Here is a 16,823-nt window from a genome sequence, read left to right on the forward strand (position 1 = left end):
ATGAATTATGAGTTATTAGTTATTAGTTATGAATTGCGAATGATTACAATTTAAGCTTTATCAAAGTTTAAAACTTTGGCAAAGCTACACAGCATCGATTAAACAAATAAACAACTAACCAATTAAACAAAAAAACTATGCCACCAGCAGCAAGACTTACAGACTTTCATCAATGTCCTATGGTTACTCCGGGAGTGCCACCAGTTCCGCATGTAGGCGGACCAATAGTAGGACCATGTGCGCCAACTGTTTTAATCGGTGGATTACCAGCAGCTAAAGTTGGCGATACGCTGGTTTGTGTAGGGCCACCAGATTCTATTATAAAAGGATCTGCGACAGTTATGATTTGCGGTATGCCAGCCGCAAGAATGGGAGATACAACAGCCCACGGAGGCTCAATTATGCTAGGAGCATTTAATGTGATGATCGGTGGATAATTTGGAACATACTGAAACTGCCTTTTTAGGTTCAGGATGGGCATTTCCTGTGTCATTCTCTGCAGATAACTATCAGCTGAATTTGTCTGCTAATGAAACCAACATTAACGAATCTATTCATGTTATTCTAAATACCCGAAAAGGCGAACGCACTCTTGAGTCCGAATTTGGCTCAGGAATACAGCAATTTATGTTTAGAAAAATTGACAGCACGCTTAAAGGCGAAATTATTGAAGCTATCAAGTTTTCCCTACTGCGTTACGAGCCAAGAATATTGGTGCAGGATGTAAAAGTTGCATCGACTGATGTTGCAAACGGAAAAATAGAAATACTGATTAGCTACATCTATTCCAAAACCAATACAAGACACAACTATGTGTTCCCATTTTATGTAAAAGAAGGAACAAACTTAGACAAGAAAAAATGATTTTAATTGATCAAAATACCGCTATAAATTCTCTCAACGAAGCACTCGTTCCGAATCCGCGTTTAATAGACGGAAGAACCGAGCAAGACTGGCTGTACTTTTTGACAGAATTCAGCAAATTGATCAATTTCTATAATGACAGCAATACCATTCATGGCAATTGGAGTCCATTTTTGCTAAAAGATCCTGTCTTTCTGATGGCTTCAATTTCAAAAACAAATTACAAAAAACTACATTCAGATTATAAAAATAGCTGTACTGAAATTCAAAGATTAGTTCAAAACGAAAACGGCGGAATTCCGCATTCAAATGCTTTAAACAATCTTTTTGACCGCATTACGGCCATTTATAAAATTATAGAACGCTGGACGCATTATATGCTGAGAAATAGCGAAATCTACGATCTTAAAACTTATATTTTACAAGAAGTTAGAACAAGATTAAGCATTGATTTCTGGGCAATTCAGTCTTTTAGAGAATATTTAAACAAATTAGCTATTGATGGTTTGTCTATTGCTTCAGCGCCTCTGCAAGATTTTAACTCTTTTGACAAAAGCATTTGGTATATCAATAAAGACAAAACTCCTTTTTGGCAGGTTTTCGGATTTGAAACAGAACATTCCGTTTTACAGGAAACAAGTTCAATAACGGCATTTAGTCTAGATATTCTAACAAAAATTGGAGATAAGCTATTTCAGTTTTTAGAAACCATAATTCATCATGCAGGAAAAGAATTCAAGAAATTAAATCTTAAAAAAGGACATTTTCCAGATACTGTTCTTTTGCGCTCTTTTGTAAAAGTTTTAAAAGTGCAGCAAGATCGCATGAATGGTCTTTCTGAAAAACATCTTGATTTTTATTATAGAGATATTCTAAAACAGACTAAACTCCCTGCAGTTGCCGATCACACCTTTTTGTGTGCGACGCTTACAAAGCCAACAGCTGTATTTACTTTGCCAGCCGGAACCTTGTTTAATGCTGGAGTCGATGCGCAAAAGAATCCTATTCTGTTTGCTTCTCAAAAAAATGTAAACCTAAATCCTGCTGCAATTGCAAGCGTGCATAAGCTTTCTTATCAAGATAAAAACAATGCTTTTTATAATTTACAAACTGTTGATAAGCCAACAGAAATTCAATTAGACGCAGAAAATAAAGCAATCAGTTGGGAAACTTTCGGTTCAGATGACCTTTCTCTAAATCCTTCTTTAATCGGAATTGGATTTGCTTCACCAATGTTATTATTGCGCGAAGGAGAAAGAACAGTAAACCTGACTTTGGAATTTGATTCTTCCATAGATATAAAAATCCTGCAAGAAGCCAGTTATTTTTTGAGCACGCAAAAAGAATGGCTAAAATTAGATTTGGCTTCTACAGATTTTACAGCAGACGCTAAAAAACAAAATACTGTTTTTACCATAAAAATAAATCTTGACCCAACTGTGGCTGCGATCGAACCTTTTTTAATTAATCCTGACGGACTAAAAAGCGACTGGCCAATGATGAAGATTTTGTTTCAGGATGTTCCAAATCCGCAAGAGCCTCCTAAAATTACATCGATAACTATTGCTTTAAAAGTTACGGGTGTTAAAACCTTTCAATTGTATAATGATTTTGGGGAATTAAATACTAAGAACCCCTTCACTCCTTTTGGACCAATTCCGTTAGTGAATGCCAATTTTATTATCGGAAACAATGAAATCTTAAGCAAACCTCTAGACAGTTTTATTGTAGAAATAGATTGGGATAAAAGACCAGCCAATTTTGAAGCGTATTACAAACAATACAATGATTATCTAAAACCACCGAGTAAAGCTGATAAATCAGCGCTTTTAAAAAAAATTAAAATGTTCCATCCCAAAAATCATCCTCTTCTAATTCTACCCGAATTTAGAAATGCTAGCTTTATGGCATGCTTTGATGTGATGCAAGACAAATCATGGGAAGGTCTTAAGATGACAAAAATAGAAAGCAGCGATGTTGATAAGGTTTTTATTCCAACTGACGAAGTTCCACAGCCTGTTTATTTGTTTGATCTTGTACCTGAAGATGCCAAAAATAATATGTTAAGTTCATCTAGCAGTTATTACGTATATTCTAAATCACCTTCAAATTTAAATGCTACAGAAACTGATATTAAAGCATGGAAACCCGATCCAAACATCCAAAAAGAAGCTTTAAAGTTTACAAAAGAAAGTTCATCGGGATTTATAAAAATGACTTTGTCCAGTCCGGAATACGGTTTTGGCTCAGAATTGTATGCAAATGTTGTAGCTAGCATAGCTTTGCAAAACGGCAATAAACTTGCAATGGCAAAAGACAAGGAAGTAAAAGATTTTATTGCTGCCGCCAATGTACCGTTTGCTCCAAAAATACAATCCTTTTCAGCTATTTATAATGCTAGCGTAACCTACAAACTTGATGGTACGGTTGGCGATTATCCGCTGCAGTATTTTATTTATGCTCCTTTTACAAACTATACCGTATTTGATAGTGAAACAGCTGACCAAACCAAAACCAATACATTTAATACCCAAATCATTGGAAGTTCTGAAAGCGATGCCGCAAAAGGTTTTCCGCTTTATCCTTCTTTCAACTATAATGGAGCACTTTTTATTGAACTGGATAATCTCATTTGCGACAGCACTTTGAATCTCTATTTTGAATTGGCCAGAAATTCAACTGCACTTACCAATCAGAATGGTATTATGTATTATTATTTAAGCGATTCAGGGTGGAAAAACATTCACCCATTATCTGATCAGACAAGTCAGTTTAGATGCTCTGGAATTATAGAAATTCCTATTCCGGCAGATTGCAATAATAACAGCACGATAATGCCTGGAACCAAAAACTGGATTTCTATTGCGGCTACTGGCAATCTTGCTTCGTTTTCTAAAACCACTTTTATGCAAACCAACAGTTTTAGTGTACAACGAACAGGAACTTCATTTCTGACCGATACACAAAGTCCGCAGATAGAGGCTAATGCAATCACAAAACCGGAAACCAAGATTCCAGAAATAGGCACAATCATTCAGCCATTCGCTTCTTTTGGAGGAAAAGCCGCGGAAGACAAAACCGATAGAAACAAAAGAGTAAGCAATAGCATTAAAACCAAAAACAGAGCCAGTACACTAACCGATTATTATACGCTGATTGCCGAAAAATTTGATACCGTATACTATTCAAAAGTAGTTACTAAAAAAAGCGACAACAGCACTAATGTTTATTTAGTCAAAAAAATAGCATCAGATAACGATTCAAACGCTTTTATTCCTTTGGTAACCAATTCAATTGAGATTCAGGTAAAACAATATTTAAACGCCAATTCGTCGCCGTTCATAAATCTGAACGTTTCCAATTTTAACTTGGAATATGTTTGCATCAATATCTCCATTATAGTCGATCCAAACTATCAAAAAACGTTGGTAAACAAAAATGTTAATCTAGCTTTAAAGAAGTACTTATCGCCATGGATTTCCAATTGCCCCTCTGAAATCGAAATCGACAAACCGCTTGTTGATGCCAAAGTGAGCACATTCGTTCAAACTATTGAAGGCGTTCTTTCTGTTGAGAATGTTTCCTTTTCAAGCTATTACATCAATCCCGTTTCAGGAGTGCAAACCGCTTTAAAAAGCGAAAAAAAAACTTTAATGCCATACGGACAAGCAACGCTTTTAGTTTCTGTTCCCAATCATAATATTTCAAATCTGATATAATGGATACTAATAATCAAATAACAAAAACACAGCTTCCGCCACATCAGGATTTTAATTTCCTGAAAGACGAAGCTATTGATTATATCCAAAATCATATTGGTACGGAATGGACCAACTTTAATCCTAGCGATCCTGGAATGACCATTTTGGATCAGGTTTGTTATGCGCTTACAGAATTAGGTTATTGTATCGATTTTTCTATTCCCGATATTTTGACCGATTCTACAGGGAAAATGGAAATAGAAAATCAGTTCTATCTTCCTTATAAAATTTTGACTACTTCGCCGTATACAATTGATGATTACAAAAAATACATCATTGACGGGATCGAAGAAGTTTATAATGCCGAAATAGTAACTTACAATGACAATCTTCCACCATTTAGCAGAGTATATCAAGTATATCTTTATATAAATCCCGATATTACCTATAGCATTCAGCGAGATACTATTTGTAAATCGTCATTTTATTACCTTAATCAAAGCCGAAATATTGGCGAACTTTTTAATATGCCAATTGCTCTACAGCCACAAAACTGCTTGATTGGCGGAAAAATTGAAATTGAAAAAGACGCAGACGAACAAGCCATTTTATTAGAACTGCAAGACAAAATTCGCACTTATATTTTTCCGAAAATAGCTCAGGTAAATTATGATGCTCTAAAAGAAGATGGATATAATGCTGCCGAAATATATGATGGGCCTTATCTAAAAAATGGCTGGATTTTAAGCGAATCTATATTAGATAAAAAAGATACTCTCAAAACTATTGATCTAATTCCAGTAATTGAGTCTGTAGCTGGTATTATTTCAGTTTTAGGAGTCCAACTTTATCAGAACAATAATCATGTTCAAGCATTGCAATCGACTATCAGTCAGATAATAGCCATAGATATTCTGGCTTCTTATGGAGAAAAAAAACTATTGTTAATCAGCAACGGAAAAGAAGTACAAACTGATGGTTTAAGTCCGTTGCAAATTAATCTCAGTAAATATCAAGAAACAGCGATAAGTTTAAATAACAAACCTGCGATAAAATTGCCAAAAAGCAGTTTTAGAGACATTAATAGCTATTATTCTATCCAAAATACATTTCCACAGCAATATGGCATTGGCGATGATAAAATTGAAGATGATTCTGCTCCCATACAAGTCGCGCAATCACGTCAGCTAAAAGGCTATTTAACTCTATTTGATCAGGTTTTGGCCAATCAGTTTTCGCAATTGGCCAATGTTTCAAAACTATTTTCTTTTACCAATTCTGTATGCGGTTCGCCATCAGACAAAGATGCTTTTTATGCGCTAAAAGATAAGTATGAGAAAAAACATTTAGAATATCCTGTTCCGTACAAAATGTTTTCTCCAAGCTATTTTTATCAGTCACTGTACAACGTTCCTCATATCAAGCCTTTATTGAAAAACAATAATGTGTTTGAATACACTTATGGCGACGAAACTAAAAAAGAACTAAAAGAAAAAAGCTGGCTAGAATATCAGCAAGATCCTTACAATGCTTACATCTTTGGAATGATGAAAATCATGGAGGAAGAAGATGTCAATTTTGAAAGAAGAAATACAATTTTAGATCATTTGCTTGCCAGACATGGCGAATCGCCTAAAGTTATTGATGCCATAATTGCTGGTACAATTTATACGGGAAATAAGAAAAAAGATCAGATCATTTTGAAGAGTCTATATCTTCAAAACCTTGATTTATTAACGTACAACAGAATAAAAGCCTGCAATTTTCTGACGGCTTCAAAAATAACTCCGACTCATAATCACAATATTAAAAACGATCATTACGATTACATCAATGAAAACACGTCTGATTTTATTTTTAAATCAGAACATCTCAATAAAAAAGAAAAATTAAGTAAACCCGATTTCAGCAATTTTTCAGGATTTGAATTAAAACTGAATCTCCTTTTCGGATTAAAAAACATATATAACAATTTTATTACGGCTCAATTTGAAGCTTCACAACATTCTATAGAAGACCAATTGAGCGCCAATAAAACTATACAAAAAGTATATTGGTTTAAAGAAAAAAGAAAAGGCAGCATCTTTATTGAAACCTCTATTCTTTTAAATCAATTAAAATATAACATAGAAATCGTAAATCAAAGTGATAGTTTAAATTACACAATTCAGAATATTGATTTTCAATCAGTAACTAATATAAATTATATTCTAAATAGTCTGAACCAAAATGTTTTGGACACTCAATTTCAAAATGGTTACTTGGAGTTTGCTTCGGAGAAATATCTTTTGGTTTCGAACAATTCTCAAACTGTAACAACTCCAGATTATACAAAAAGCAAATTATCAGATTATGCATTTCGAATTACGGTTTCTTCTGGAAACGGAATCATTACAATCAATGATGAACTTTTTAAGAAAAATGCAATTTTAATGTTTCCTGATTTTATCCCAGAATTGCAAACTCCTGAATTCAAAAAACGTTTAAAACTGTTTCTTTCAATATGCCTTCCAACAAACATAAAATGCGAATGTCTGTTTGTAAGTCTTCAAGAACTGGAAACTCTAATACCAAATTACAGTGGCTGGCATGATAGCTTGCGTTTTAAAAATACTCAGGATTTACTCAATAAACAGGAAAATAATTTAGAAACAGCAAATCCTGAGATTTCTTCAGTGAATTTGATCAATAGTTTAACCTCAATTTTAGAAACGAAAAATGGAAGAAATAAATAGCCATATTGTATCGAGTCTAAAGTGGGACACAACTTTTGACCAGAAAAAAGAAAGCTACAGGCTTCAGGAACGTTTGAGTGCCTGGAGCAAAATCTCGTTGCCTAGAGAAGTCGCGACTATTTTTAATGAATTATGTCCGCAGGAACAAAGCTGGCGAATTGAATCTCTGGAACTTGATCTTGGCTCTTGCGATTATGGCGATCTTGAATTTGACTTAAGTCGAAAAATACGCAATTTATTAAGAGAAAAAATAGCCGAATTAATTCTGTATCAAAACAGTGAGAAGCAAAACGGAATCGCGGTTTACAATAAAGAAAAATCGATTCTGGAAAATCTGATGGTCTTTTTATTAGAAGGTTATCTGCCATGGAATTACCAGAATAAAGAAGGTTCTGTAAACCAAATTATGGCAGAATTGCTTCAGAATAATCTAGCTGAGGTTATTGCGATTATCAAGGAAACTGGAATGACGCATGAAGAAGTTAGAAAGCGAATTGCGTGGCAGTTTGACGAAAAAAATATAACCAAAATAATTGCAGCGCTTGAACCTAATAATAGCAGTTCGATAATTGAGTTTAGCTCCATTATGGTGAACATTCAGGTTAAGGAAACTATTATTCAGACGAGTACAATCAGTTTCAAAAAGAATCTTTGGTTCTTTATTCTTAACTTTTTACTGCTGGAACGCGGGACTCTATTTAATAAGCTCGCTTTCATGAAAAGCAGTATTCTTCAAATGGCAAATCATTACAATATTGCTTATGCAGAACTGATTGTTTTGATCGAAAATACGATTGTAAAACTCTCTGATAAAACTTCTCAAAACAACAATTTTATTGCTTGCCTAAAAATACTGACTCAGGAATATGAAACACAAAAAGTTGAAAATCATCTACCTGATTATAAAATTAATTATTGGAGTTTACTTGAACAATTACTTCAAAATAAAAACAATAGAAAATTTAAGGCAGACAAAGACAATTTGAACGAATTGATTGTGGCATTAAGTACTGAAAACAAAACAAAATTTAATGCCCTTATTCAGCCCATTTTTAAAGAAGAAAATCTGCTTGCTTCATTGCTTCATGATTTAAACGAAACTTCTATAAAAGTACTTTTTTCAAGATTAGACACTACTCCATCGCTTCTTCAAATGGAATCTATAACGTATTTGAATAAACTGAGCCAGACTTTTAAACTCAAAACAAACAGTAAGGCTTTATGGGAAATTGGAATGCTTTTTTTAATTAAAAATAAAAATGCTGACAATAGTGCGTTTCTGTTTTTCTGCATTAAGGAATTAGGTAGAAAAAATAATCTGAGCCACGAACATTTATTGGCGATGTTTACCAATGCTAAAATTCCTGCTGCGGTAAAAAACAATAATTCGGCAACCATTTATACCAATCTCAATGCGATTTACTGCAAGGAAATAAACCGTAATAATTCTAATTATCCAGCTGTTCATTTTAATAATCTTGTTGCCAAATTAGAACTGGAATTGCAGAAAAACAGCAGCAAAAGCGTCTTTTTTATTGATTTGCAAAGATCACTTACGAGAACCATTTTATTGCATCCTAAAATGGCTTTTGAGGTAATGCTTTCATACGGAAATAAAGAAGTTTTAAAGAAAATACTTCCGTTGGTCCTTAATCGTGAAATGCTGCAATTATTGGTAAAAACTGCCAATTATAAAAAGACAAAACTCGTACAGACCATTCAGGTTGTTTATGAAATCCTGAACGAAAAGGATAAATATGATTTTCCAGAAGAATTGATGACGGATAATTTATTACTTCTCGGAATGCAGGAAATACTGTTTCATCCCGAACATAATTCCTCTTTGTTTCTGGAAACTATTATCATTCAGTTATCCAAAAAAGTAACCGACACAAGACGCAACGATTATTTTCAATTTATCGCAAAACTGATTCAGTCCAAACGAATTAAATCTTTTGGAGTTGCTATCAAGAAGACATTTTTAAATCAATTAAAAAATACAAGTTCAATTGATACCGTTTCACTTGCATTGCTTATTCAGAATACATCTCAGCAAAATCAGCAAGAATTAGCGCAATTGCTAACTGTCAATTTTAATGATTCGGGTTTTATAGAACTGCGAAAACAAGACAGAAAGGAAAGCGAAAATCTATTGCATTATTTCTTGACAAATGGTGTTGCGCTGAAAAAGAAATGGATTCAGAAAACGTCTGCTGTCATTATTAATAGCGTAAAATCGGTTTCAAAAACTAAAATTACTTGGGAATTAAACGAGCTTTTCTGGAACACAATTTTAAAATATTCGTCTTATAAAGGCAATGAAATCTTATTTGAAAAACTGCTTCAGAAAGAACTGAAATTGTATTTGAAAAAGACTGTTGCTAAAGAAAAAGTACATCTCCAGAACGAAACAAAAACTTTTGAATCAGCAAACTCTGTAACAGAATCAGAACATTTTTTTGAAAACGAAATGAATTCAAGTTATACTTTTTCTAATGGAATTTCAGAATCTATCAGTTCAGACCTATCTTTTGAAATTCAGGAATTATCAGAAAAAGAAAAATACAAATGGCTTTCTTCCATTATTATCAAACGTCAGATTCCTAATGTTTTCAGCATTTCTAAAACAATAGAAATCAAAGATATTCTGAATTTCATTATGGTAAAAGAGCCTCAGATTTTCTTTAGAATAATGAAAAAAGAATTTATTCCCGAAGCCCAAATGGATTGGCTTTGCCGCAATATCAGCTTTCATAATTTGTGCAATGCCGTAAGCCAATTGGATAAAAACAGAGAATCGTATTTGAGAATTCTAGAAAAGTTCAATCAGGTTTTGGGATCTGTAACCATCAAAGGTTTGGCTTCTAAAGAAATGCAGCATCTTTTGCTTCGAAAACTTTTAAAAGCTGTTGTCAATGACAATTGGAGGCTTATCGCGATTGATAAAATATGGAATGAACTAATCTGGGAAGTGGTGACTAAAAAAGGAATTTCTAAGAAAAACTTTTTGGCCGACATGGAAAAATATATCTATCATTTTCCACCAGCTTTACAGCTTGGTTTCAAAGAAATTCTTCGAACAGAAAAACAAACTTCGCCAATTTTAAAACAAACCGAAATACTATCAAAAATGGAATCAAATAAAATTAAAGAAAAACCAAAAACTAACCTCAAGCAGGGTATTGTGGTTAGAAACGCAGGAATTGTGCTCTTAAACGATTATATCGCAATGCTGTTTGACCGTTTGAATCTGACATCAGAAAAAAAATTTATCAGCAACGAACATCAGGTTAGAGCTGTGCAGTATTTACAGTACGTTATTACGGGAATGCAGGAAACTGAAGAGGTTTATCTGCCGTTGAACAAAGTTTTGTGCGGTTTACCATTGACAGACACAGTACCCGATTTTGTAGAAATATCTGATCAGGAAAAGCAATTAATAAACGGGTTAATACAAGCAGCTATTTCGCATTGGCCAGATATTGGAGATTCTTCCATAGATGGCTTTAGAGGAAACTGGCTTGTACGTGACGGAATTCTGGTAGAATTGGAAGACAAATGGGAACTTACTGTAGAGAAAAGAGCTTATGATATTTTGATCAACAGATCTCCCTTTGCCTTTTCGATTATGAAATACCATTGGATGGATAAGCCTTTGCATGTCATTTGGCCTTATTAAACAATAGGTCATCCCGAACGAAGTCGAAAGGTAATCTATTGAATAAAAAACCATTGAATACGATCTTGAAATATAAATTAATCAACTAAAAAAACTATTATGAACAGTTACAATGAAAATCTGCATTCTAGTGTATTGTCATCATTAGAAAGTCAGGAGATGACCAAAAAACAATTGAGTTCACAATTGAGCACTTCAATGTTTACTCTTTATTATGCCGAGGGAGCTGAAATTGTTGCGCAGGAAAAACTCGATGCAACGACTAAAATGTACAAAGAACAGCAACATATAAATAATGTAGTTGTTAAGAATAAGAACATGGCAGACAACTTATTGTTATCTGCAAATCAGCAAAAAACGTATGTCACACAAGCCGTTAGCAATATGGCGGTTTGTGCTTCTAACATTCAAATTGCGTCAAATTCTATTGTGCGTTTGGCAAGTGATATCGGAAGCATTTATAGCATTATCAATGCTGCGGATTATGGAACTCAAATTTACCAGCAGGCTCTTGAGGCGTACAATCTGATTAACAAAACGGCTTATATCGCTGAACAGACTTCGCAATTTGCTATGGAATCTACAGCATCGATTGCTGAAGTTTCAACCTCAACAGTTGCTGACGGCGCTAAGTTAACGAATACCTCTGTCAACAATTTATTGCAGGTAACAACTGCTGATTTAACAGCAACGACTGCTGTATTAACAACAGATAACGACACAAAAGCTAAAGCAAGTATTGCCACAAGAGCTGCAGAAGGCGCCATAAAATGTAGTGAGGTAGAATATGATGCTTCTAAAAAAGCATACAACTATAACAATGCATTATTTAACCAAAATTTGGTTGTAGAAGTACCAAAGCAGTTTGATCCTTCAGCAGGCACTTTTAGCGTTTCATTTGATGCTTACAGAAGTCCTTTTTCACCAGAAGACAGAGATCCAGGAACACAAAACAAAGGATTGGCCAATCCTGTTTTAAGCTATAATATCATTATGGTAAAAGACAGCAAAAAATCATTTTTTAACGCTTCTAATGCAGAATTGTTGGTGGGCAATTCATCTCAATGCAAAAGTATTCCTGCTTCTCAGAATCCAGATGCCAAAGGAAAATATAAATCGTCTATAGCCTACAAAGAACTTAGAGATTCTGACAATGATCCTCTTGTGCTTGGCGAAAATTATGTTGCATTTCTTTTAATCATCTTTACAGAAAACTACAAAAAAGAAATCAATACGTTTGATGAATATCTGTCTGCTCCTTCTGAGACGTTTGCTTTAACTTATACTTTAAAAACTGCTAAGAATATAGCGAATTCTAGAGAGCAAGCATCTGAAGATTTGTCTAAAATCACTTTTACCGTAGATAAAGAAGATGTTTTAAAAGCAAATGAAATTGATTACAGATGTTTCTTCTTGCCTTATCCTGATGATATTGCTACAAACGAAGATTTGGAAACTCTAGAGTACAAAATTGAAACAATGGAGTTAGAAGAAGAAATTAAAGCTGTAGACGCAGAAATTAAATCTCTTAATGAAGAAATAGAAACTTTAAACAATTCTGCTAGTCAAGCTAATGCCGACGGAGCTAAAAAAGATAAAGAAACGGATCAGGATAAGCAAAAGAGCCTTAGTCTGAAAAGTGCTTTGGCCGATGCTAAAGAGAAATTACGCATTGCAAAAAGCCAATTGACAGATTTGAATGCTAAACTGAAAGAGGTTAAAGAGAAATCTCCTAAACCGGTTAAAAACAGCAATGCTTTTTACTTCAATTTAAATTTAGCAGAAAACATTCCTGCTGGAAACTTTACGAGTGCTAAACACCACAAAGCAGCTTCTGGTCAAGAATTTAGTGTACATATTGATACTACAACTACAGATAATTTTGGAAATCCGCTAATTGAGGATAAAAGTTATATTCCTGTTGTGTTGTCTTACTACAAAGGCAGTGAAAACGCTAAAACCAAATACACCAACAGTCTTTCTGACTGGCAAAACACAACGCCAATACCTTATTCTACAAAAGAAAATCTGAAATCTTCATCAACCATTTAACACCTCAACTATATGGAAACTATATTATCACCAAGTCCTAATTTGCAGAGATACGGAATTACTGAAAAGAAAAAAGCTGAACTAGACTTGATTAAAAATCAAGTGGTTGATGCAACTGCAATTGTACAGCAGCAGCAAACCATTGTAAACTCGCTGAATGAAAAAGCAACGAGATATCAAGGTTATTTATTGGTTTCAGAAAGTAATCGTTCTCATACTTTAAGCAATAAAAATTTAATCGATCAAGTTGTTCAAAATGCATACGATTTGGCGGTTAATTCAGAAAATGCCTTTTCAAAAACGGCAACTGCAACTCAGGATTCAAAAAGAGTGAGCATTTGGATTAGCGATTTGATTAGCAAATTGATTTATTCTGTAGAAATAATTAATAAACTGTCTAATCTTGTTATTCGCAAAAAAGCGCTTAATCCGTTAATTTCTGATGATCTAATCACCAGAATCAACACCGCAGGCACAGATGCAAACAATGCCGTTGCTCTTACGCTTGTTGCTTTAAAATCTACGTTGGCAGCAGAAGCTTCTGTTCTTGAATCTGAAGAAGCAATAACTCTAGAGACTAAACAAGCAGCTAAATTGTATTTTACTTTAACAAACAGCAAATCTTTAGATGCAACTTTGCCTGCACCATCCCCTTCGGATTCTTCTATTAGAGGATTAATATACAATGCGTATAAAAATGCTCAGATTGCTTACGAAAAGGCAAATACTGCAAATGATGAAACTGGAAGACAATTGGTTATTGCAACAAGCAATTTAAGCAAAGCGCAAATCAAGCTTCAGTCGCTTCAATCTAGTTTAGCTGCGGCAACTGCTGCGGCTTATGCTTCTTAAAATATATTAAAATGTCCACTGTTTCAATCCTGCATTCAGTGGACTTTAATTCTAATTTTTTAAGGTTATGAATCATACTAACAAGAATTTTTACAGACAGTTTTATCTAAAAACAGGAGGATTTCTGCCTACAAAACCGTTGAATAAAAGTCTTTTTCCTGGTGATTATTTCCAAATCAAAAATGGCGAAATCATTCTTCTGGGAAACATTTATCGCAATGGCATTATATCGCATCACGACGCAGATATTAGCAGCACAATTGCCTTAAATGATGCCAATTGGAATTTTAGCGATGGCATTTCAAAACCTTATTCAGGAAGATCGCTTGCACATGGTTCTATTGAAGGTGATTTTGAATTCAGCAAGCAAATACTGGCTTTTGCCCATAAAGGAAGTTTCATTTTTAAAGCCGAAGAACCAGAATCTGTAAAAATTAATAATTGGAACGAAATCCAGCAGCAGTTAATTATAAAACTAACGCAAACCTTATATTCTTTCAGAGAATTGTACGTAGTGACAGAAAGTGCAACAGCCAAAAACACTACTCTCGCTACAGCTGGGGAAGCAAATGCAGAATTGGAACTGGCTTGTGAAGCAGAAAACTTTGGTTTGACAGATATTTTTGGACATCCTAAAACCAAAACAATTCAGTCAAAAGATATTGAATATTACCACAGAGAAACCAAAAGAAAACCCGCTTATTTTAAAGCTAAAAAATTAGTTGTTCAAGACGAAAAACTATCGTATTTCATTAGTGATTTTATTGCCAGAGAAAACAATGTAAGCGCTTGGACAGATTCTTTTTTTGATTCAAATTTTCATAATGATGTTGATTACAACACTCAGATGATCATGCAAAATGCACAGGGTTTTTATCTGGATATGCTGCAATGCAATGAGCTAAATCCTAATACAGCTTTGTTATACTTTAAATGGGCTGATGCTAATTTGGACGATGTAGAAAAACTATTCGGAGCGTATGGAAACTAATTCCAATATTTTGGTTTTGTATAATGAAATGGATTGGCTGCAAAAGGTAATCGATCAGGTTATTTGCAGTTATCTGCTTCAAGAAGGCCACGAAAACCGATGGCAAGATATTCCATTTCCTGAAGCCAATGAAGATACTGAAGAAAGCGTTTATTATAAAAAATTAGCCGAATGGAACTTGAATCTCTACGAACGGCTTTGTCTTGCTTTGATTCTAGCGCCTCAGATTAAACCTGAAGTTCTAGATATTTTCTTTAGCAAAAATGCGATGTATGATCGTGGTTTTACTGAATTTGGCGGTGTTGTCAATAAAAACCATAGCGGTTTTCTGCCAACAGGCCAAACGCTTTCTTTTTTGATTACAGCTGTTAATCCAGAATTACGAATTGAATTGCTCAACATTTTAAACACATCAAATATTCTTTCCAAAGAACAGGTTTTGGTTTTGGAAAGTACAGAATCTAATATTCCTATTCTGAATCAGGTTCTTTCGATTAATGAACGCTGGCTAAACTTTTTCATAACGGGCACTCTGCCTAAATTGGAACATAGTGTTTCGTTTCCAGCTCAACAAATTTCGACCAATTTAAACTGGGACGATTTGGTTCTCGAAGAACATGTTATGAATCAGGTCATGGAAATTAATGCTTGGCTTAATCATGGCGAGACTTTGATGAAAGAATGGGGTCTTGAAAACAAAATAAAACCTGGCTATCGAACACTTTTTTATGGACCACCTGGAACCGGTAAAACGCTTACAGCAACTTTACTCGGAAAAAGCACAAATAGAGAAGTTTATAGAGTTGATCTTTCTATGATTGTCTCAAAATATATTGGTGAAACCGAAAAGAATCTGTCTAAAATATTTGATGTTGCACAACACAAAGATTGGATTTTATTTTTTGATGAAGCCGATGCGCTTTTCGGAAAAAGAACTACTGCCACATCTTCAAACGATCGGCACGCCAATCAGCAAACGGGGTATTTACTGCAAAGAATCGAAGATTTCCCTGGAGTAGTTATTCTCGCATCCAATTTAAAAGAAAACATGGATGAAGCTTTCTCTAGAAGGTTTCAATCGATGATTCATTTTACAATGCCAACCGCCGAAGAAAGAATGCTATTGTGGGAAAAAGCATTTTCAGGAAAATGCCAGCTTGATCCAAATATTAATATCGAAAATATTGCTGAAGAGTATGAATTGGCTGGTGGTGCCATTATTAATGTATTGCGTTTTTGCGCTCTGGCTGCGATTCAGAAAAATGAAACTATAGTGAGTCAGCAGGATTTATTGGAAGGCATTAGACGTGAATTTAAAAAGGAGAATAAAACACTCGTGGTTACTCAAATGAATTGACGCATTATGAAAAAGAACGAAAACATAAAAAAAGTTGCCGTTGCTGCACCTCAATTACATCGCCTTAAAGTGACTCTTAAAATTGGAAGCTGGAAAAAATATTTCGATTCCAATTATGTCAACACCATCATTGCAATGGCTTTAAATGATTTCGACGACAAAATCTTTTTTTTCATAAACGGATATCTTATTACAAGCCAAAATCTTTATTTGGTTGTACAAACTACTGAAAAAAGTGTAGATGAAATGGTAAGTAAAATTGAGGCTAAGATTATTCATTTATTAAAAAACAATCCTCAAAAACTAAAAGAAAACCGTAATGAAATTTCTTTTATTGCTGATGATGAAAGTCTTTTCTACGCCGCAAGAAAACCTTTATTTAAAATATATCCTTTAGAAAATGATCATTTGATAAAACTCATTACAGGAAAAAAAGTAAAACTCCCCTATTTTGATCAAAACCTTGAGAATTTAAAAACTATGATTCACAATCATCCTTTTTGTTCGGCAATTCATTATTTAGGTGGTATTGGTCCTGTAAAAGTCACATCGTTTAAAGATCAAATAGACTCGGAAGAGTAAGCAGTTATCC

The 16,823-nt window shown here is 34.1% G+C and carries 10 protein-coding genes; all 10 read left to right on the top strand.

The genetic code is table 11. From position 1 onward, the window contains the following. Positions 1-137: 137 nt before the first annotated feature. The gene (locus ACNRYB_RS17135; protein WP_008469168.1) at positions 138-437 is read left to right on the top strand and encodes a PAAR domain-containing protein; all 300 of its coding nucleotides are present in this window, start codon (positions 138-140) and stop codon (positions 435-437) included. Then, entirely contained in the window at positions 430-864 is a 435-nt protein-coding gene (locus tag ACNRYB_RS17140) for a GPW/gp25 family protein (protein ID WP_473728045.1), read from the top strand. The genes ACNRYB_RS17135 and ACNRYB_RS17140 overlap by 8 nt, the downstream gene beginning before the upstream one ends. Further along, positions 861-4,583, top strand: coding sequence for a hypothetical protein (locus tag ACNRYB_RS17145; RefSeq protein ID WP_473728046.1), 3,723 nt, complete (start codon positions 861-863; stop codon positions 4,581-4,583). Before ACNRYB_RS17140 ends, ACNRYB_RS17145 begins: the two co-directional genes overlap by 4 nt. Further along, on the top strand, positions 4,583-7,300 hold the full coding sequence (locus ACNRYB_RS17150; protein WP_473728047.1) for a hypothetical protein: 2,718 nt from the start codon (positions 4,583-4,585) through the stop codon (positions 7,298-7,300). The genes ACNRYB_RS17145 and ACNRYB_RS17150 overlap by 1 nt, the downstream gene beginning before the upstream one ends. Beyond that, positions 7,284-10,979: a contractile injection system tape measure protein gene (locus ACNRYB_RS17155; protein WP_473728048.1), complete on the top strand. Its 3,696-nt coding sequence runs from the start codon at positions 7,284-7,286 to the stop codon at positions 10,977-10,979. The genes ACNRYB_RS17150 and ACNRYB_RS17155 overlap by 17 nt, the downstream gene beginning before the upstream one ends. A 99-nt stretch (positions 10,980-11,078) precedes the next feature. Beyond that, entirely contained in the window at positions 11,079-13,031 is a 1,953-nt protein-coding gene (locus tag ACNRYB_RS17160) for a hypothetical protein (RefSeq protein WP_473728049.1), read from the top strand. A 12-nt stretch (positions 13,032-13,043) separates the two neighbouring features. Further along, complete coding sequence (locus tag ACNRYB_RS17165) at positions 13,044-13,883, top strand: hypothetical protein (RefSeq protein ID WP_473728050.1); 840 nt, start codon at positions 13,044-13,046, stop codon at positions 13,881-13,883. 67 nt (positions 13,884-13,950) lie between these two features. Continuing rightward, complete coding sequence (locus tag ACNRYB_RS17170) at positions 13,951-14,874, top strand: hypothetical protein (protein WP_473728051.1); 924 nt, start codon at positions 13,951-13,953, stop codon at positions 14,872-14,874. Next, positions 14,864-16,231 (top strand): ATP-binding protein, encoded by a 1,368-nt coding sequence (locus tag ACNRYB_RS17175; protein ID WP_473728052.1) that lies wholly within the window; start codon positions 14,864-14,866, stop codon positions 16,229-16,231. The genes ACNRYB_RS17170 and ACNRYB_RS17175 overlap by 11 nt, the downstream gene beginning before the upstream one ends. 6 nt (positions 16,232-16,237) lie before the next feature. Then, a complete protein-coding gene (locus ACNRYB_RS17180) occupies positions 16,238-16,813 on the top strand; it encodes a hypothetical protein (protein ID WP_473728053.1) in 576 nt (191 codons plus the stop codon). Positions 16,814-16,823 lie beyond the last annotated feature (10 nt).

Source organism: Flavobacterium sp. CR10 (assembly GCF_055814415.1).

What these genes read in the sequence shown, in the direction of transcription:
- ACNRYB_RS17135 (WP_008469168.1), top strand. Translation starts at nt 138, where the DNA reads ATGCCACCAGCAGCAAGACTTACAGACTTTCATCAATGTCCTATGGTT.
- ACNRYB_RS17145 (WP_473728046.1), top strand. Translation starts at nt 861, where the DNA reads ATGATTTTAATTGATCAAAATACCGCTATAAATTCTCTCAACGAAGCA.
- ACNRYB_RS17150 (WP_473728047.1), top strand. Translation starts at nt 4,583, where the DNA reads ATGGATACTAATAATCAAATAACAAAAACACAGCTTCCGCCACATCAG.
- ACNRYB_RS17155 (WP_473728048.1), top strand. Translation starts at nt 7,284, where the DNA reads ATGGAAGAAATAAATAGCCATATTGTATCGAGTCTAAAGTGGGACACA.
- ACNRYB_RS17160 (WP_473728049.1), top strand. Translation starts at nt 11,079, where the DNA reads ATGAACAGTTACAATGAAAATCTGCATTCTAGTGTATTGTCATCATTA.
- ACNRYB_RS17165 (WP_473728050.1), top strand. Translation starts at nt 13,044, where the DNA reads ATGGAAACTATATTATCACCAAGTCCTAATTTGCAGAGATACGGAATT.
- ACNRYB_RS17170 (WP_473728051.1), top strand. Translation starts at nt 13,951, where the DNA reads ATGAATCATACTAACAAGAATTTTTACAGACAGTTTTATCTAAAAACA.
- ACNRYB_RS17175 (WP_473728052.1), top strand. Translation starts at nt 14,864, where the DNA reads ATGGAAACTAATTCCAATATTTTGGTTTTGTATAATGAAATGGATTGG.
- ACNRYB_RS17180 (WP_473728053.1), top strand. Translation starts at nt 16,238, where the DNA reads ATGAAAAAGAACGAAAACATAAAAAAAGTTGCCGTTGCTGCACCTCAA.